16 protein-coding genes are annotated in these 16,801 nt (G+C 68.8%); all 16 read right to left on the reverse strand.

Going from position 1 to position 16,801, the window contains the following annotated elements:
* Positions 1 to 2: 2 nt before the first annotated feature.
* The 16 genes from fliI to flgK all read right to left on the reverse strand — a co-directional run bounded on the left by fliI (position 3) and on the right by flgK (position 16,801).
* On the reverse strand, positions 3 to 1,400 hold the full coding sequence (gene fliI, locus AC3A3Q_RS14910) for a flagellar protein export ATPase FliI (protein ID WP_487586984.1): 1,398 nt from the start codon (positions 1,398 to 1,400) through the stop codon (positions 3 to 5).
* The gene (locus AC3A3Q_RS14915; protein ID WP_487586985.1) at positions 1,397 to 2,008 is read right to left on the reverse strand and encodes a FliH/SctL family protein; all 612 of its coding nucleotides are present in this window, start codon (positions 2,006 to 2,008) and stop codon (positions 1,397 to 1,399) included. The genes fliI and AC3A3Q_RS14915 overlap by 4 nt, the downstream gene beginning before the upstream one ends.
* A complete protein-coding gene (fliG, locus tag AC3A3Q_RS14920; RefSeq protein WP_158731641.1) occupies positions 2,005 to 2,991 on the reverse strand; it encodes a flagellar motor switch protein FliG in 987 nt (328 codons plus the stop codon). The genes AC3A3Q_RS14915 and fliG overlap by 4 nt, the downstream gene beginning before the upstream one ends.
* Positions 2,992 to 3,001: 10 nt before the next feature.
* On the reverse strand, positions 3,002 to 4,684 hold the full coding sequence (gene fliF, locus AC3A3Q_RS14925) for a flagellar basal-body MS-ring/collar protein FliF (RefSeq protein ID WP_487586986.1): 1,683 nt from the start codon (positions 4,682 to 4,684) through the stop codon (positions 3,002 to 3,004).
* A gap of 62 nt (positions 4,685 to 4,746) precedes the next feature.
* Entirely contained in the window at positions 4,747 to 5,106 is a 360-nt protein-coding gene (gene fliE, locus AC3A3Q_RS14930; RefSeq protein WP_487586987.1) for a flagellar hook-basal body complex protein FliE, read from the reverse strand.
* A 60-nt stretch (positions 5,107 to 5,166) separates the two neighbouring features.
* The gene (locus AC3A3Q_RS14935; protein ID WP_487586988.1) at positions 5,167 to 6,672 is read right to left on the reverse strand and encodes a sigma-54 dependent transcriptional regulator; all 1,506 of its coding nucleotides are present in this window, start codon (positions 6,670 to 6,672) and stop codon (positions 5,167 to 5,169) included.
* Positions 6,669 to 7,073: a response regulator gene (locus tag AC3A3Q_RS14940; protein ID WP_487586989.1), complete on the reverse strand. Its 405-nt coding sequence runs from the start codon at positions 7,071 to 7,073 to the stop codon at positions 6,669 to 6,671. The genes AC3A3Q_RS14935 and AC3A3Q_RS14940 overlap by 4 nt, the downstream gene beginning before the upstream one ends.
* Positions 7,074 to 7,087: 14 nt before the next feature.
* Positions 7,088 to 8,479, reverse strand: a complete 1,392-nt coding sequence (gene rpoN / locus AC3A3Q_RS14945) for an RNA polymerase factor sigma-54 (protein WP_487586990.1) — start codon at positions 8,477 to 8,479, stop codon at positions 7,088 to 7,090.
* Positions 8,480 to 8,674: 195 nt separating this feature from the next.
* Positions 8,675 to 9,346, reverse strand: coding sequence for a response regulator (locus tag AC3A3Q_RS14950; protein WP_487586991.1), 672 nt, complete (start codon positions 9,344 to 9,346; stop codon positions 8,675 to 8,677).
* A 96-nt stretch (positions 9,347 to 9,442) separates the two neighbouring features.
* A complete protein-coding gene (locus tag AC3A3Q_RS14955) occupies positions 9,443 to 9,976 on the reverse strand; it encodes a PilZ domain-containing protein (protein WP_487586992.1) in 534 nt (177 codons plus the stop codon).
* Between the two features lie 26 nt (positions 9,977 to 10,002).
* The gene (locus AC3A3Q_RS14960) at positions 10,003 to 10,293 is read right to left on the reverse strand and encodes a hypothetical protein (protein ID WP_487586993.1); all 291 of its coding nucleotides are present in this window, start codon (positions 10,291 to 10,293) and stop codon (positions 10,003 to 10,005) included.
* Positions 10,293 to 10,685 (reverse strand): flagellar export chaperone FliS, encoded by a 393-nt coding sequence (gene fliS / locus AC3A3Q_RS14965; RefSeq protein WP_487586994.1) that lies wholly within the window; start codon positions 10,683 to 10,685, stop codon positions 10,293 to 10,295. The genes AC3A3Q_RS14960 and fliS overlap by 1 nt, the downstream gene beginning before the upstream one ends.
* A gap of 23 nt (positions 10,686 to 10,708) precedes the next feature.
* Positions 10,709 to 12,049 carry a flagellar filament capping protein FliD gene (gene fliD, locus AC3A3Q_RS14970; protein ID WP_487586995.1) on the reverse strand — a complete coding sequence of 447 codons (1,341 nt, stop codon included), beginning with the start codon at positions 12,047 to 12,049 and terminating at the stop codon, positions 10,709 to 10,711.
* A 216-nt stretch (positions 12,050 to 12,265) separates the two neighbouring features.
* On the reverse strand, positions 12,266 to 13,429 hold the full coding sequence (locus AC3A3Q_RS14975; RefSeq protein ID WP_487586996.1) for a flagellin: 1,164 nt from the start codon (positions 13,427 to 13,429) through the stop codon (positions 12,266 to 12,268).
* A gap of 279 nt (positions 13,430 to 13,708) precedes the next feature.
* Positions 13,709 to 14,908: a flagellar hook-associated protein FlgL gene (gene flgL, locus AC3A3Q_RS14980; protein ID WP_487586997.1), complete on the reverse strand. Its 1,200-nt coding sequence runs from the start codon at positions 14,906 to 14,908 to the stop codon at positions 13,709 to 13,711.
* Between the two features lie 9 nt (positions 14,909 to 14,917).
* Positions 14,918 to 16,801 carry a flagellar hook-associated protein FlgK gene (flgK, locus tag AC3A3Q_RS14985; RefSeq protein ID WP_487586998.1) on the reverse strand — a complete coding sequence of 628 codons (1,884 nt, stop codon included), beginning with the start codon at positions 16,799 to 16,801 and terminating at the stop codon, positions 14,918 to 14,920.

Below are 16,801 nucleotides of genomic sequence, written 5' to 3' on the forward strand. Positions count from 1 at the left end.
GATCAAATCTCCAGGACTTGCGGCAGGGTTGAGGTGTCGGTGCCGTCGAGCAGGCGGGCCAGGGCGGCGCGACTGGCTTCGACGTCGGATGCTTCGGTGACGTCCTGGCCGAGGAAGGCCTGGATTGCCGGCCAGCGCGCCATCGCCTCGTCGACCGCCGGGTCGCTGCCGCGCTGGTAGGCGCCGATGGCGATGAGGTCGCGCTGCGCCGAGTACGCGGCCATGAGGCGCTTGAGCTTGCGGATGCGTTCGCGCCAGGCCGGATCGGTGATGTCCTGCATCACGCGGCTGACCGAGACCTCCACGTCGATCGCCGGGTACTGGCCGGCATCGGCGATGCGGCGGGTCAGCACGATGTGGCCATCGAGGATCGCGCGGGCGGCGTCGGCGATGGGTTCCTGCTGGTCGTCGCCTTCGGTCAGCACGGTGTAGAAGGCGGTGATCGAGCCGGCACCTTCGGCACCGTTGCCGGCACGTTCCACCAGTTGCGGCAGCTTGGCGAACACCGACGGCGGATAGCCGCGCGTGGTTGGCGGCTCGCCGACCGACAGGCCGATCTCGCGCTGGGCGTGGGCGAAGCGGGTCAGCGAGTCCATCAGAAGCAGCACGTGCAGGCCCTGGTCGCGGTACCACTCGGCGATCGCGGTCGCGCGCAGCGCACCGTGCAGGCGCGCCAGCGGCGGCCGGTCGGCGGGAGCGGCGACGACCACCGAGCGGCGCAGGCCTTCCTCGCCCAGCGTGGCCTCGACGAAGTCGCGGACTTCGCGGCCGCGCTCGCCGATCAGGCCGACCACAATCACGTCGGCGGCGGTGTAGCGGGTCATCATGCCGAGCAGCGTCGACTTGCCGACGCCGGAACCGGCGAACAGCCCGATACGCTGGCCACGGCCGATCGGCAGCAGGGCATTGATCGCGCGCACGCCGACATCGAGCGAACGCGTGATCGGCTCGCGCATCAGCGGATTGATCGCGACGCCGCCAAGGCCGACCCAGTTCTCGGCGCGGATGGGGCCACGTCCGTCGAACGGCACGCCGTCACTGTCAATGACGCGACCCAGCAGGCCTTCGCCGACGGCCACTTCGCCGCGCCGGCGCGTTGGCACCACGCGCGCGTTCGGCAGCAGGCCTTCCAGGTTCGCGGTGGGCATCAGGAAGGTGCGATCGCCGGCGAATCCGACGACTTCGGTTTCGACCCAGCGGCCGCCGGCGGTCTCCACGCGACAGCGCGATCCCAGCGGAGCACTGCAGCCGGAGGCTTCCAGTGTCAGGCCGACGGCGCGGCGCAGCACGCCTTCGCGTGCCAGGCCCAGCGATGGTGGCTGCGGATTGGCCGCATGCAGTCGCGCTGCAAGGCGCAGGCCGCGCGCTTCGTGCCAATGGCTGGCGGCGACATTGCTCATGCCGATGCGTCCGGGCTGGCGATCAGCGCGGCATCGAGCACCGACTGCAGGCGCGCGGCAAGCGTGCCGTCGATGCGGACGCTTTCGCTGTGCATGCGCAGCTCGCCGCGGCCGAGGCTGGCGTCGATGGTCAGGCGCACGCCGTCGAGTCCGGCCAGGTGCGGCGCGAGCACGCCAAAGTCGTCCGGATGCAGGCGCAGTTCCATCTCGCGGCTGCCGCTGCCGACCGCGTCGAGCGCTTCGCGCACGAGGTCTGCCAGCAGCGTCGCGTCGGCAATGTAGGCGCGGCCGAGCAGGGTGCCGGCGATGCGCACGGCCAGGTCGGCGAGGGCATCGGCCACCTCGCCGTCGAGACGGGCGAGGGGGCGGGTGAAGCCGTCAAGGATGCCTTCGATTTGCGCCATGGTGCGGCGCACTTCGTCCTGCGCGGCGGCCAGGCCTTCGGCGTGGCCGCGGGCAAAGCCCTCGGCGTGTGCGGCGCGTTCGAGCGCCTGCAGTTCCTCGACGCTGGGCGGCGCCGGCAATGGCGGCAGCGACTCTTCCGCAACCAGGGCAAGGCCCGGCGCGTTCCAGCGGACCACGTCGGACGGCCATGCCGAGGCGTTCATACGAAGGCCTCGGTCTTGGCCGCGAGCTGGATCTCGCCGCTATCGGCCATCTTGCGAACGATCGTGAGGATTTCCTTCTGCGCCGCCTCGACTTCGGCAAGCCGCACCGGGCCGCGCGCTTCCATGTCCTCGATGAGGATCTGCGCGGCGCGCTGCGACATGTTGCCGGTGATCTTCTCGCGCACCTTGGCCTCGGCGCCGCGCAGGGCGAGGGCGAGGCGCTCGCTGGGGACATCGCGCAGCACGGCCTGCATCGAGCGGTCGTCGAGGTCGGAGAGGTTGTCGAAGACGAACATCAGGTCGCGGATGCGCCCGCCGAGTTCGCCATCGACCTGGCCGATCGCGCCGAGGATCACTTCATCCTGGCCCGAATCCATGAAGTTGAGGATGTTGGCGGCGACCTTGATGCCGCCCACCGAGGACGACTTGAGGTTCTGGCTGCCGGCAAACTGGCGCGCCATCACGTCGTTGAGTTCATTCAGCGCGTGCGGCGGAATGCCGTCGAGCGTGGCGATGCGCACCAGCACGTCGGCGCGCACGCGGTCGGGCAGGCACTTGAGCACTTCGGCGGCCTGGTCGGCATCCAGGTGCGACATGACGATGGCGATGATCTGCGGGTGTTCCAGGCGCACCAGGTCGGCGATCGCACGCGGCTCCATCCACTTGAGCGTATCCAGGCCGGAGGTGTTGCGCCCGAGGAGGATGCGGTCGATCAGGCTGCTGGCGCGCTCCTCGCCGAGGGCCTGGGTCAGCACCGCGCGCACGTACTCGTCTGCACCGGACCCGAGGCCGCTGGGCTGGGCGAGCACATCGACGAAGTCGTCGAACACGCGCAGCACATCGTCGCGCGAGACCCCGCCGACGGAGGTCATCGCCACGCCGAGCTTCTGCACTTCCTTGGCGCCCATGTGCTTGAGCACCTCGGCGGCCTGCTGCTCGCCGAGCGACAGCAGCACGATCGCGGCACGCTGCACGCCGGACAAGGCCATCGGCTCAGCCATCGGATTCGACCCAGTCACGCACGACCTGCGCCACGCGCTTGGCGTCGGTGTTCACCGCCGTGCGCGCGACCTCGAGCTTCTCGTCGAAGTTCAGCTGCGCGGTGTTGGCGGCCTTGCTCGACTGCGGCGCCGACAGCGCCACCGGGATCTCTTCGTCCTGCGCGATCACGACCGCCGTGGCGGTGGTGGTGGTGCGCGACTTCGGCGCGATCAGCTGGCGCAGGGCCGGGCGCAGTACGGTGAAGATCAGCAGCAACACCGCCAGGCCACCGATCGCGATCCGCAGCAGGTCGCGTGCACGCGGGTTCTGCCAGATCGGCGGACCGTCCTTGCCGGTGTCGACCGATTCGCGGGCGAACGGTGCGTTGACCACCGAGACGACGTCTCCGCGCTGGGAGTCGAAGCCGATGGCCTGCTGCACCAGGGTCTGGATGCGCTGCAGTTCGGCCGCGCTGAGCGGACGCGCCTTGGTCGGCTTGCCGTTCTCGCCGGCCGACGGCGCGACGTTGTCGACCAGCACCGCGGCGGTGACGCGACGGATCCGGCCAGGTGCCTGCCGGGTGTGGGTGAGGGTGCGGTCGATCTCGTAATTGCGCACTGCACTGCGGCTGCCCGGACCGGTCGCCGTGGCAACCGCGGGGGCCGCCGCTGCGGCGGCAGGCGCCGCTGCAGGATTGGCGCCATTGGCAACGGTGTTCGCAGCCGTCGGCGTGTTGCTGACGCTGCCCGGGACACCCTGCGGCGGTGCGACTGCCGCACCCAGGTTGCCCGATTCGGAAATCTGTTCGCTGCGGATCACCGCCGCTTCCGGCCCGTAGCGCTCGCTGGCCTGTTCGGTCTGGGCGAAGTCCATGTCGACGCTGACCTGGGCGCTGATGCGGCCCGGGCCGGTCATCGGTTCCAGCAGTTCCTGGATCCGCTGCACGTAAACCGACTCCTGCCTGCGCTGCTGCTCGAACTGCTTGGCGCCGATCGCATCGTCACTGTCGGGGTCGGCGTTGGAGAGCATGCGCCCGAACTGGTCGACCACGGTCACGCGCTCGGGCGGCAGCTCGGCGATGCTGGAGGCGACCAGGTGCACGATCGCGTCGACCTGGCCGCGCTCCAGCGTGCTGCCGGTCTGCAACTGCAGCACCACCGAGGCGCTGGCCGGTTCGTTCTGGCGGGTGAAGGCGCTGGGCTTGGGCAGCGCCAGGTGCACGCGTGCCTCGCGCACCGGGCGCAGGTTGCCGATGGTGCGTGCCAGTTCGATCTCCAGCGCGTGCTGGTAGCGCGCGTTCTCGATGAACTGGCTGGTGCCGAAACCCTGGTCGCCCTGGATGGATTCGAAGCCGGCGGTGTTGTCGGCGGGCAGTCCTGCCGAGGCCAATGCCATCCTGGCGGCACCGAGCTGGTCGGTCGGGACTGCCAGCGCGCCGCTGCCGGCATCGATGCGGAACGGGATCTGCGCGGTGCGCAGAAGCTCGGATGCTTCACCGGTGGCCTTGGCGTCGAGGCCGGCGAACACCGGCACGTAGTCGGGCTTCTGCGTCCAGAAGAACAGCCACAAGCCAAGTGCGACGGCGGCGGCGACCATCGCGAACATGCCGAGCTGGCGCACCGCGGGAATGTCCTGCAGGCGACGCAGGTCGCGCAGGGTTCCGGCAGGTCCTTGGGGAAGTGCGATCACGCTCATCGGTGCGGGTCTGCTGCGTGGAGGTGGTGGCGGGTCGGCGGTGAGGTCGGCGTGCTAGCTGATCAGATCGGCATGTTCATGACGTCCTGGTAGGCCTGCACCAGGCGGTTGCGCACCTCGACGGTGGCGCGGAAGGCGACCTGCGACTGCTGCATCGCGACCATCACCCGTGCCAGGTCGGCGCGCGGGTCGCCGACTTCGAAGGCCTGCTGCAGGCTGCTGGCGTTGGCCTGGGTCTGGCTGACCTTGTCGATCGCGTTCGACAGCGTCTGCTGGAAGCCGGGCGTGCCGTTGACGCCGGTGGACGCCCTGCCACCATCGATCGAGATCTCGTTGCCCAGTGGCGCATCGGCCACCACACCGCGCGAACGCATCTCGTGCGCGCGGATCTGGGAAAGGATCGATGAGATGGCGTCGGTCATCGTGTCAGTCGCTGCCAAACGGGCTTGCAGAGACTAGGCAAGGCGCGTGCCAGAGCGGCGTCAGAATCCCGCCGCCTGGTCTCCACCCTGGTCCACAGCAATCTCCGACGCCTCGCGATCGATGCCGTACTTGCGAAGTTTCTCGACCAGCGTGGTGCGGCGCAGGCCCAGCAGCGGCGCGGCATGGGCGACGACACCGCCGGACTGGGTCAGCGCGGCACGGATCAGTTCCAGCTCGATCCCGGCGATGTGACCGCGCAGATCGATACCCTGCGGCGGCAACGTCGCGGTGGGCGAGAGCGATGCCGGATCGAGCATCGGCGAGTGGGTCGTGGCGATGGCAACAGGCGCAAGCTGCGGCGGCGCAATCTGCGCCGGCCTGGCCGGAGCTTCGAACATCTCGCCCGGCGGCAGCGCCGCACGGTAGCGCGCCGGAAGGTCGGCCACACGCACGGTGCCGCCCGGATGAAGCACGGCCAGGCGCTCGAGCAGGTTGCTCAGCTCGCGCACGTTGCCAGGCCAGGCGTAATGGCCCAGCGCGGCGACCGCATCGTCGCCCAGCGCGACCCGGCCGCGACCGCCCTCACTTAGTTGCTGGGTGATGGCGGCGATCAGGTCCGGAAGGTCCTCGCTGCGCTCGCGCAGGGCGGGCATCTCGATCGGGAAGACGTTGAGGCGGTAAAAGAGATCTTCGCGGAAGTTGCCCTTGGCGATCTGGTCCTCGAGGTTGCGATGGGTCGCGGCGACCACGCGCACGTCGCAGCGGCGCGTCTCGTTGCCGCCGACGCGCTCGAAGCAACGCTCCTGCAGCACGCGCAGCAGCTTGACCTGCATCGGCAGGCTCATGTCGCCGATCTCGTCGAGCAGCAGCGTGCCGCCCTCGGCCATTTCGAAGCGGCCCTTGCGCTGGGTCAGCGCGCCGGTGAAGGCGCCTTTCTCATGGCCGAACAGTTCGCTCTCGAGCAGGTCCGGCGGGATCGCACCGCAGTTGATGGCGACGAAGGGCTTGTCGCGACGCGCCGAACGGGCGTGGATCGCACGCGCGGCGACTTCCTTGCCGGTGCCCGACTCGCCCAGCACCAGCACCGTGGTGTCGTGCGGGGCGACCTGGTCGATCATGCGGTTGAGCTGCAGCACCGCGGTGCTGCGGCCGGTCGGCCCGACCTTGGGGATTTCCTGGCGCGCATCTTCGTCCAGACGCTTGAGGCTGGCGCGGCGCAGCGCTTCCTGCAGCTCGGTGCGACGGATCGGGTAGTGCAGCGGCCAAACGGTTTGCGGGTGCAGCGCGGCGCGCCAGGCGGCAGCGGCGTCATGACCGGGCAGTTCCAGCACAGGGGGATGCAGCGACTGCTTCGCCAGCCATTGCGCGAACTGCTGCCAGCTGGCGCCATCACCAATGTCGCCCAGGATCACGGCCACCCAGTCGCTGCCGCGGGCACGAGTCAGGTCGATGTCGCCGGCATCGGTGACGATGCGCGGGCTGAAGTCCATGAACTCGAGCAGGGTGGACACGCGTTCGGCGCGTTCCATGTCGTGGTCGAGGACGAGGATGCGCGACTCGCTCATGCCACGTCTCCCGATTCGTCCGAGCCCGTCGAAGCAGCAAACAACGCCTCCAGCATCGGCACCACGTCGTGCAGGTAGGCCAGCTTGCTGACGAAGGCGTCGGCACCGGCGCGCAGGGCGTGCTCGCGGTGTTCACCGTCGTCGAAGTGGCTGGCGATGACGATGAAGGGCGGGTTGTCCTGCGCCTTGATCAGCCGCGTCGCCTGCAGGCCGCCCATCTCGGGCATGGCCAGGTCCATCAGCACCGCATCCGGGCGCAGCGTCTCGCACTGCGCGATCGCCTCGATGCCGTTGCCGGCCGTGCCGACCACGTTCAGCCATTCCAGCCGGCGCAGGCTGCGCATCGCCGCGGAAATGAAACCGGGATGGTCATCGACCAGGAGTACGTTCAGTTGCTTCATCGCGTTCATTCCTGTCAGCCCGCCATTGCACGGCGCGGCAGGCGCTGACGCGCCCGGGCCGGTCCGATCGAGAGTTGGTCGCGGTATTTGGCGACGGTGCGTCGGGCCACGCGCACGCCCTGGCGGGCGAGCAGGCCGGCGATCACGTCGTCGGCGAGCGGCGCGGCGGCCGGTTCGGATTCGATCAGGCGCTTGACCATGGCGCGCACCGCGCTGCCGGCCACTTCGGCGCCTTCCAGTCGCACCGCGAACAGGCGCTTGAGCTCGAACGTGCCACGCGGGGTCTGGATGTACTTGCCACTGACGATGCGCGAGACGGTCGACTCGTGCATGCCGATCGCCTCGGCGACCTCGTTGAGGGTCAGCGGCACGATGGCTTCCTCGCCCTGGTCGAGGAAGGCGCGCTGGCGTTCGATCAGCACCTGCGCGGTACGCAGCAGGGTGTCGTTGCGCATCGCCAGGCCGCGAACCAGCCAGCGGGCTTCATCGAGCAGGCCGCGCAGGACGGCATGGTTGCCGCCGTTGCCGCTCAGGGCGCGCTCGCAATGCGCGGCGATGCGGACCTTCGGGGCGGTGCGCTGATTCAGCGCCACTCGCCAGGCGCCGCCGGCGTGCCAGGCGACCACGTCGGGAACGACGTGCGCGCCTTCGGCCTGCGGCAGCGATTCAATGGGATGGGCGCGCAGGGTGAGGATCACCGCGATCGCGGCGCGGACGTCATCGAGCGTGGCGCCCAGCGCGGAGGCTAGGGCGGCATCGTCGTGCGCGGCCAGCAACGGCAGATGGTCGCTAAGGATGCGCATGGCGATGGTGCGGACCGGGCTGTCGGCGTGCTGCGCCAGCTGCGCGCGCAGGCACTCGCCGGCATCGGCCGCGGCCATGCCCGGCCAGTCGCCATGCAGCAGGCGCAGGCGCACGATTTCAACTTCATCGGCCTGGGCCGGGAAGGCCTGCGCGGCCAACGCCGACAGTTCGTCGAGGGGTTGCTCGAGGTAACCATTGTCGTCGCAGTGGTCCAGCCACCAGGCAGCCAATGCCAGGTCGCGTGCGTTCCAGTGCACCGCGAGCAGTTCCAGCAAACGCACGCGCGGATCGCTGGACCCTTCGGCGGCGATGCGCGCGGCGGCGTCATCGGCGTCGCCGCCGGCCATGCCGCCGCCGGAGAGGAAACCCGGTTCGGGAAGTTCGTCCCAGGCTGCGACTTCGAGACTGGCTAGTTCGGCATCGTCTGTCGCTTCGCTGTCGTCGGCCGCTTCTTCCTGCTCGAGCAGCGGATTGCGCTCCAGCGTCTGGCGAAGTTCCTGTTCCAACTGCAGCGAGTTCAGTTGCAACAACCGGATCGACTGCAGCAGTTGCGGCGTCAAATTGACGCCCTGCACTAGATTGGCGCGGATTGTGGCTTTCACTTCGGTTCCCCTGATCAGCATCCAGCCGATCCCCGTGACCATCGTCAACTTTCCGTGACGGCTATCCGATAGGGGCAAACCTACAGGCCACTAGGGGCATACCTGTATCGATGTCAGGGGATCCCTGACATTGCGTCGTGGTTTCGACGCAAGCGGTCCGAACCGTGACGAACGTTGACGCACTGCGTCAGTTTGTCAGCGCCGGTCGTGGTGGCGCATGGCGATGCGCAGCAGTTCGACGGCATTGCGCACGCCGAGGGCTTCCATCATGCGGGCGCGATGGGTTTCCACGGTCTTCACGCTGATGCCCAGGTCAGCGGCAATCTGCTTGGTGGTGCGGCCGGTGCCCAACGCCACCAGGATCTCGCGCTGGCGACGGGGGAGGCTGTCGATGTCCTCCATGCCCTTGCTTTCGCCGTTGGCATGGCCATTGCCGTTGCTGGCCTTGTTGCGGGACTGGTAGCCCTGCAATTGCGGTGCCGAAACCTGCGGACTGAGGAAGGTGCGACCAGACGCCGCCGCACGGACCGCGATCTCAAGTTCCGCCGGCGCTGCTTCCTTGACGACGAAGCCGCTGGCACCGCGCAGCAGTGCTTCACGCACGTGCAGGGCGTCGTCGTGCATCGACATGATCACGACAGCGGTATCGGGGCATATGCGGCGCAACTCGGCCAGGGCGTCGAAGCCGCTGCGACCGGGCAGGGAAAGATCCAGCAGCACGATGTCGGGCTGGGTCTGCTGGGTTCGCACAATCACTTCGTCAGCGTTGCTCGCCTCGGCGACGACTTCAATGTCGGCAAACGACTCCAGCAACCTACGCACACCTGCGCGAACGAGGGTGTGGTCGTCGCAAATCAGTACTCGCACAACGCGTGTTCCCCTTTGCACCACCCGGCCACGATAGCCGTAGTGTGCAAAGGAGGGCAGCGCCGTTAGGCCGTACTGTGACCGCCGTTTGATAAATCAGCGGGCGCGCCGGCTCTCGGCCACTGCCCGGCGGTGGACACGGAACAGGTGCCGCTCCAGGGCGGCCCCCAGCGCTGCCGAGAGTGGACCGAAGCGCAGCCAGACCCGGGGTTTGCCGTCGCTGCCGATATCGCAGCCGTGCACGGTCGCGGTCAGTTCCAAGGGTGATGGCAGCCAGTCAGCGGGCTGAATGCGCAGGCGACCGGCCGTACCCACCGGGATGGCGGCATCAACGCCCAGGCAGGCACCTTGCGACGACCAGCGCAACGCGTGCAGCGGGTCGGCGCCATGGTTGCCGGCGAGGTTGGCGACGAGCGCGGTCAACAGGTCGAGCTTGGCCTCGATGCGCAGCACGGCGTGGTCGGCCGGTGGTTCGCCTTCTTCACTGCCGGCGCTGTCCTCGACGACGGCGAGGGCACGCAGCAGCATTTCACCGCGCGTCCAAAGCGCCTGGATCTGTGCTTGGTCGAGCGCCCCGGGCAGGAATGCCGCGGGCCGCAACTCGTCGCAGGCGAGGGTGTCGCCGAACACCGAGTCAAATGGGGCTGCGCCACCCGTCATGCCAGCTCCCGCAGCCAGGCGTTGGCGCCACGGCGGTCGGCATGAAGCCGGGCGATGGCCGTTTCGACACCGTCACGCGCTTCGCGAAGCTCGTCCAGCAGCGCATTCTGCTGGCGCAGCAGGTCGAGCCAGAGGCTGTCGTTGCGCAGCGGCGATGTGAACTGCAGCATGATCGCCGCGAGTTGCTCGTGGTGCCGCGCCAGCAGCGTGTCGGCGAGTGCCCAGTCGTCGGCGGCAATCGCCGCACGGACTTCGTCCACCGGCAGCACGGGCGGCACGGGCGACATCAGACCGTCTCCGGCGAGATCGCCCGCCATGCCGACTCGATATCGCCAAGCAGGGCATCGACTTCGCGCAGCGGCTCGGCGTCGTTGTCGAGGTTGGCCGCGAGCAGCCTTCGCTGGGCGTAGTCGTAGAGCGCCTGCAGGCCGTCGGCGATCTCGCCGCCGGCTTCCAGGTTCAGGGCGCCATTGAGGCCACCGATGATCGTGCTGGCGTCGGTGATCGCCTGCGCCTTGCGCGGCAGGTCGCCGCGGTCGAGGCAGGCGATGGCCAGGCGTGCGCGTTCGCGGGCGCCCGCCAGCATCAACGCGATCAGCTGGTGCGGATTGGCCTCGAGCACGGCGCTGGATACGCCGGTCTGGCGGTACTGGTTGGCGTAGGTGCGGGCACTGTGCATGGCGCGGCTCGTCAGGGTAGGGGTCAAAGCAGGCCGAGCTGCTGGGCCAGGAAGTTGCTGGTCGACTGCATCTTCGCCATCAGCCCGTCGAGGGCGACGAACTGCGCCCGATAACGGGCTTCCACCTGGGTCATGCGACGGTCCAGCGCGGTGCGCTGGTCCTCGATCGAGCGCGTGCGACCGGCGAGGTTGTCGCTGCGGCTGTCGAGCAGGCCGTCGTCGTCGAGCAGGCCGGCCATGGTCTTCTGCAGGCCCGATGCCAGGCCGTTGTCGGCACTGAACAACTTCGTCGCCGTGGTCGGATCCTTGGCCATCGCGGCATCGAATGCGGCATCGTCCATCTTCAGCGTGCCATCGGCCGCGATGGTGATGCCCAGCGCCTTGAGGTCGGTGACCGAGCCGCTGAGCTGGTTGCGCAGCTCCTGGCCGGTGCCGCGGACCATGGCATCGCCGTTGAAGGCCGCCGCGATCTTGGTCGCGGGGTCGTACTTGGAGGTGCTGGCGATCGCGCCGAGCGCTGCGTTGTAGGAGGCGACGAAGCCCTTGGCGGCATTGCGCAGCACGGTCGGGTCGCTGGCGACGCTGAGTTCCTTGACCGTGCCCACGGCCGCCTTGTTGAGCGTGAGGGTCACGCCCTGCAGCATGTCGGTGATGGTGTTGCTGGCACTGGATCGCTCCAGCCCGTCGACCTTGATGCGCGCGTCGGTGGCGGCACTGAGCTGGGTCATCGTGCTGGCATTGGGCGGGTCGTGGCGCAGCTCCGTCAGGCCGCCGTCGCCGCCACTGGTGGTCACGCGAATGGCGTTGGCAGCGCCGGTCTGGGTACTACTGAGCACCAGGTGTGCGCCGTCGTCGGCATTGACGATGGTGGCGGTGACGCCCTTGCCGTCGGCGGCGCGGTTGATCGCGTCGCGGATGCCGGCGAGGGTGTTGTTCTTGTCGTCGATGTCGACGTTGATCGTGGTTTCGCCGCTGGCGATGGTCAGGCGGCCGGTGCCGACCACGCTGTCGCTCTTGCCATAGGCGGCAGACGAAAGCTTGTGCGCGCCGGCGAGCGCGAGCACTTCGACCTGGTAGTTGCCGGTCGCCGCACCGGCGGCGGCAGTGGCGGTAAAGCCTGCCTCGGCCTGGACGCTGACCTTGCGGGCCAGTGCCGAGTCGTCGGAGGTCAGCTTGGTCAGGGCCGTGCGCAGGCCATCGAAGGCATTGCGCAACGTGGCCAGCGCGGAGATCTGCGCCTTGGTCTGGCGCTCGCTGCGATCGATCAGCGCCGCGGTCGGCGCGCGCTCGTTGGCGACCAGCTGCGCGACCAGGTTCGGCACGTCGAGGCCGCTGCCGATGCCCGAGCTGCTTATGCCTGCCATTGCGCGCTCCGCTCAGGAAGCGATCCCGACGAGCCGTGGGCGTGGCGAACGGCCAGTGGGAGGTGGACGGTTCGGACTCGGGCCACGGTGGTTTCTCGCGGGATCGGAAAAGGAGGGTGGGGCGGTGGAACTTTGACGCTGCGATTGCCTCAGGCAAGACGCGTACCACGCAAACAACACGTGGCGCGGCCGGAGCCGCGCCACGTGGCTGGATCATCAGCGCAGGAGGCTGAGCACGCCCTGCGGCGCCTGGTTGGCCTGGGCCAGCATCGCCGTACCGGCCTGCTGCAGGATCTGGTTGCGGGTCAGCTTGGCGGTTTCAGCGGCGAAGTCGGCGTCCTGGATTCGGCTGCGTGCGGCCGACAGGTTCTCCGAGGTCGAGCCCAGGTTGGCGACGACCGAGCTGAAGCGGTTCTGCACGGCACCCATGTTGGCGCGGGCGGTGTTGATCGCGGTCAGCGCGCCGTCCATTGCCAGCATCGCGGCGTCGGCGCCGTCGACGGTGGAGATGTCGAGCGTGCCGAAACCGGTCTGCGCAGTACCGGCGACGACGGTCGCGGTGCCGTTGGTGGTGCCGGCGGTGACGCCGCTGACGTTGGTGGCGTTGGCCAGCGTCAGGGTCTTGTCGGTCGAGGTGATCGCGCCGGCGGCGCTCATCGTCACGTTGGCCAGGGCGGTGTTGGCCGGGTTGGCCTTGGCGGTGTCAAAGGCGGCCTTGAACGCGGTCGCGGCAGCGGCGGCGTCGGCGGCACCGGCGGCGGTGGAGATCGTCACGCCGTTGACGTCGATCGACATGCCCGTGGCGAACGCGGTGGCCGTTGCTGCGGCGGTGGTCTGGGTGTAGGTCGTGGTCGAGGCCGACGTCCAGGTGCCCAGGGCCGACGAGGAGGCGTTGGTGATGCCCGACACGGTGATCGTCTCACCCTGGTTGGCGCCGACCTGGAAGGCCTGGTCGGTGAACGAGCCGTCGAGCAGCTTGGTGCCGTTGAAGGAGGTCTGTTCGGCGACGCGGTCGATTTCGGCCTTCAGCTGCTGGGCTTCGGCGTTCAGTGCGGCGCGGTCGGTCGAGGAGTTGGTGGCGTTGCGCGACTGGACGGCCAGTTCGCGGATGCGCTGCAGGTTGTTGCCGATCTCGCCCATCGCGCCTTCGGCGGTCTGCGACAGCGAGATGCCGTCGTTGGCGTTGCGTGCGGCCTGGTCCATGCCGCGGACCTGGGTGGTGAAGCGCTCGGAGATGGCGAGGCCGGCGGCGTCGTCCTTGGCGCTGTTGATGCGCAGACCCGAGGACAGGCGCTGCAGGCTGGTGGCGAGCTGCGAGCCGGACGTCGACAGGTTCCGCTGCGCGTTCAACGACATGATGTTGGAGTTGATGACTTGCATGGGTGCGATCTCCTGGAAGGTTGGATCCGGCGGCGACAGCCTGTCCGGCTTTCGCAGGGTGTTGGCCGGTGGGCCTAGCGCCGCTGCTGTGATCAATATCGGCGTGCCCTTGTCAAGCTTTAGGGCCAGATGAACCGATCACGAAAAAACCTTCCGCACCCCTTGTGCTGCTGTTGCCCGGCCTTCGGCCTTGGCCCGTCATTCCCGCGAAGGCGGGAACCCAGCGTCGTTGCTCGTCATTCCCGCGAAGGCGGGAACCCATGGACGTTGCTCTCCGCCTTACATCTTGTCGAACAGCGACAGCGCCTGCACCCGCAGCATGGTCTTCTGCGCAGCCTCAAGCGCCGTCAGCTGCACGGCCAGCTGGCTCGCCGCCTCGGCATAGTCCACGTCGCGCAGCTGCGAAAGGGTTTCCGAAAGCGTCAGGTCGCCGGCGCCGCGCATGTCGGCGGCACTGTCGATCGACGCCAGGCGCGTGCCTGTACCGGCACGGACCGACAGCATGTGGTCCTGCGCGGTTTCGATGTCGCTGATCGCCGCACCGAGAGCATTGCCACGACGCGCGCGCTCGACCGGACTGGTCGCCGGCGTGTCGAGGACGTCAGCGAGGTTCTCGAGCGTGGCGAACACGTCGCGCACCGGCGCACGTTCGACCGTAAACGTGTCGCCCGCCGCCGGGGCACCGGTGAGCGTGACCTGCACGCCGCCGGCACTGATCGTGGTGTTGGCGGTGTAGGCGCCGGTGGCGAGGACCGTGCCTGCGGCGTCGACGATGCGGTATGCATCGGGCGCGGTGAATTCCACGCGCAGCGAACGTCCGCCCCAGGCGGTGTGGTCGGTGATCGCGCTGGCCTGGAGCACACCGGTGCCGGTGTTGGCGCCGCCGGCAATGCCGCGGACGATGCCGTCGCCGGTGCGCACGCGCATGAAGACATCGCTGCCGGCATCGGTATCGCCGACGGTGAGGTCGGGTGCGACTTCGACCAGGTTGCGGCCGTCATCGCCGGCATAGCTGACGCTGCCGCCGTTGTCGGCGAACGGGATCACGCCATCGCGGCTGCCGGCGAACAGGCGCCTTCCGGCGCCGTCCTCGCGGTTGGCAATGCTGAGGACCTCGCTGCGGATCGAGCGCAACTCGTCGGCAATGGATTTGCGGTCGGCGTCGGACAGCACCGGGCTGTTGGCTTGGATCGCCAGCTCGCGTGCGCGCGTCAGATGACTGCCGACGTCCGACATCGCCTGCTCCTGCGAACGCAGTCGGTGTTCAAGCAGACCCGCATCCTTGCCTTGCTGCTCGAGCGTGGCCAGGGCGTGGTCCAGGCGCTGTGCCTGCGCCATTCCGGTCGGATCGTCGGCGGCCACTTCGAGCTTGTTGCCGGTGATCAGCTGCTGCTGGGTGCGCGAAACCTGCTGCTGGCGCATCAGCAGGCCCTGAAGGCCCTGGTTGTACAGGCCAGCGGTGGAGATGCGTAGCGTCATCGTCAGTCCTCAGCGGCCCACGGCCGACAGCAGCGTCTGGAACATGTTGTCGGCGGTGGTGATCACCTGCGCGGCGGCCTGGTAGGCCTGCTGGAAACGCATCATGTCGGCGGCCTCCTCGTCGAGGTTGACGCCGCTGAGCGATTCGCGCTCGGCGATGACCTGGTCGTTGATCGCGACCTGCGCTTCCAGGCTCAACTTGGCGTGGCGCGAGTCGCTGCCGACGCGTGCGGTGAGCTGGCTCAGCCCGGCGGTAAGCGACTGGGTGCCACCGTCGAGAACGCCCTTCTGGTCGAGTGCGGCCAATGCCAGCGCATTGCCGTTGTCGCTCGAACGCGGTGGCGTGCGCGCCAGCGAGAAGCTGTCGCCTGCCGCCGGCGTGCCGTTGAGCGTCATCGACCAGCCTGCCGCCGGATCGCCGATCGGCTGGCCGGCGGTGTACGGGTAGGGACCGGCGCCGTTGATGGTGTACTGGGTGGCGTCGATGAACTCGACCGTGGCCCCGCCGAATGAAGCAAAGGCGGCCGGATCGGTGACCTTGGCGCCGGATGCGCGCGCGTCGCCGAGATTGCCGGTGTCACCCTTGACCTGCAGCGGCGACGCCGCGGCGATCTCCGCCGGATCGGTGATGGCCACGCGCAGGCTTGCCGCCGCATCGGCCGTGGGGCGCAGCGAGAAGCTGTCGCCGACCGCGGGCGTGCCGCCGACCACGAGCGACACGCCGGCGACCTTGAACGGATCGGCGGCGGTGCCGGTACCCGTCATCGGTACGGCTTCGCCGGTGTCCGCGCGCGTGGCTTTCCACGTGCCGTCGAAACGCAGCACGAGGTCGTTGCCCTTGAGCGTCGCCAGGTCGCTGATGCTGGCGTTGATCGAGGCGCTGCCGGTGTTGCCGGCATTGGCATCGACGCGTGGCGGAGCGATGGTGAAGAAATCCTTGCCGGCCGCGCCGTTGTAGTCGACACCGGCGCGATGGGCGGCGTTGAAGCTTGAGGCGAAGGCGGTGGCCATGCGACCGAGTTCGGCACGGGCCGGATCGAGCACGCGGTCGCGGAACTCAAGCAGGCCGCCCAGTTCACCCGATACCGCCGACTGCGGCAGCCGCACCGCGCCGCCGCTGCCTTGCACTGCGACCTGCAGGTGATCGGGGCGATTGGGATCGGCGACCGTCGTCAGTGTCATTGCCCGGTCGGCAAGCACCAGCGGCTGGCCACCGGGCGTGAATACGTTGATCGAACCGTCGTCCTGGGTCACCGTCTCGGCGCCGACCAGCGAGGCGAGCTGGTCGATGCGCAATGCACGCGCGTCGAGCAGGTCCGGGGCGGCATTGCTGCCGGCGCTGGCGATGTCGCGGTTGAGCGCGGCGATCTCGCTGGCCAGGCGGTTGGCGTCGCCGACCTTGTCCTTGATGCGCTGGTTGGATTCGCCCTCGAGCGCGGACATCTGACTGTCGAGTGCGCGCCAGCGCCCGGCGAGCTGCTCACCGGCCGCGAGCATCTGGCTGCGCGCCACCTGCGAGGTTGGATCGGCGCTGACGCCCTTGGTCGCGTTGAAGAATGCCGACCACGGCGCCGACAACCCGGTGGCGGAATCCGACACCAGCTTGTCGATGCGGCCAGCCATCGAGGACAGCTGCGACAGGCGACCGAGTTCGCCGCTGCTGTCGACCTGGCGTGCGAACACCAGGCCGTCGGCCAGGCGTTGCAGCTTGGCAACGTCCACGCCCTGGCCGATATAACCCGGACCGTTGGCGTGGCCGGGACGCGCGGCGAATTCGACGCGCTGGCGGCTGTAGCCCGGCGTGGCGGCGTTGGCGACGTTGTGGCCGACGGTACCGAGCGCGCGTTGAAATGCGAGCAGGGCGGACGTACCCGTGGAGAGGATTCCGGACAT

It is taken from the genome of Lysobacter sp. Soil_C_59 (assembly GCF_057656415.1).

Coding starts and splice junctions, on each gene's coding strand:
- fliI (WP_487586984.1), bottom strand. CDS start 1,400: ATGAGCAATGTCGCCGCCAGCCATTGGCACGAAGCGCGCGGCCTGCGC.
- AC3A3Q_RS14975 (WP_487586996.1), bottom strand. CDS start 13,429: ATGCAAGTCATCAACTCCAACATCATGTCGTTGAACGCGCAGCGGAAC.
- fliF (WP_487586986.1), bottom strand. CDS start 4,684: ATGAGCGTGATCGCACTTCCCCAAGGACCTGCCGGAACCCTGCGCGAC.
- fliE (WP_487586987.1), bottom strand. CDS start 5,106: ATGACCGACGCCATCTCATCGATCCTTTCCCAGATCCGCGCGCACGAG.
- AC3A3Q_RS14915 (WP_487586985.1), bottom strand. CDS start 2,008: ATGAACGCCTCGGCATGGCCGTCCGACGTGGTCCGCTGGAACGCGCCG.
- flgK (WP_487586998.1), bottom strand. CDS start 16,801: ATGTCCGGAATCCTCTCCACGGGTACGTCCGCCCTGCTCGCATTTCAA.
- AC3A3Q_RS14940 (WP_487586989.1), bottom strand. CDS start 7,073: ATGAAGCAACTGAACGTACTCCTGGTCGATGACCATCCCGGTTTCATT.
- fliD (WP_487586995.1), bottom strand. CDS start 12,049: ATGGCAGGCATAAGCAGCTCGGGCATCGGCAGCGGCCTCGACGTGCCG.
- flgL (WP_487586997.1), bottom strand. CDS start 14,908: ATGACGCTACGCATCTCCACCGCTGGCCTGTACAACCAGGGCCTTCAG.
- AC3A3Q_RS14935 (WP_487586988.1), bottom strand. CDS start 6,672: ATGAGCGAGTCGCGCATCCTCGTCCTCGACCACGACATGGAACGCGCC.
- AC3A3Q_RS14960 (WP_487586993.1), bottom strand. CDS start 10,293: ATGTCGCCCGTGCCGCCCGTGCTGCCGGTGGACGAAGTCCGTGCGGCG.
- fliS (WP_487586994.1), bottom strand. CDS start 10,685: ATGCACAGTGCCCGCACCTACGCCAACCAGTACCGCCAGACCGGCGTA.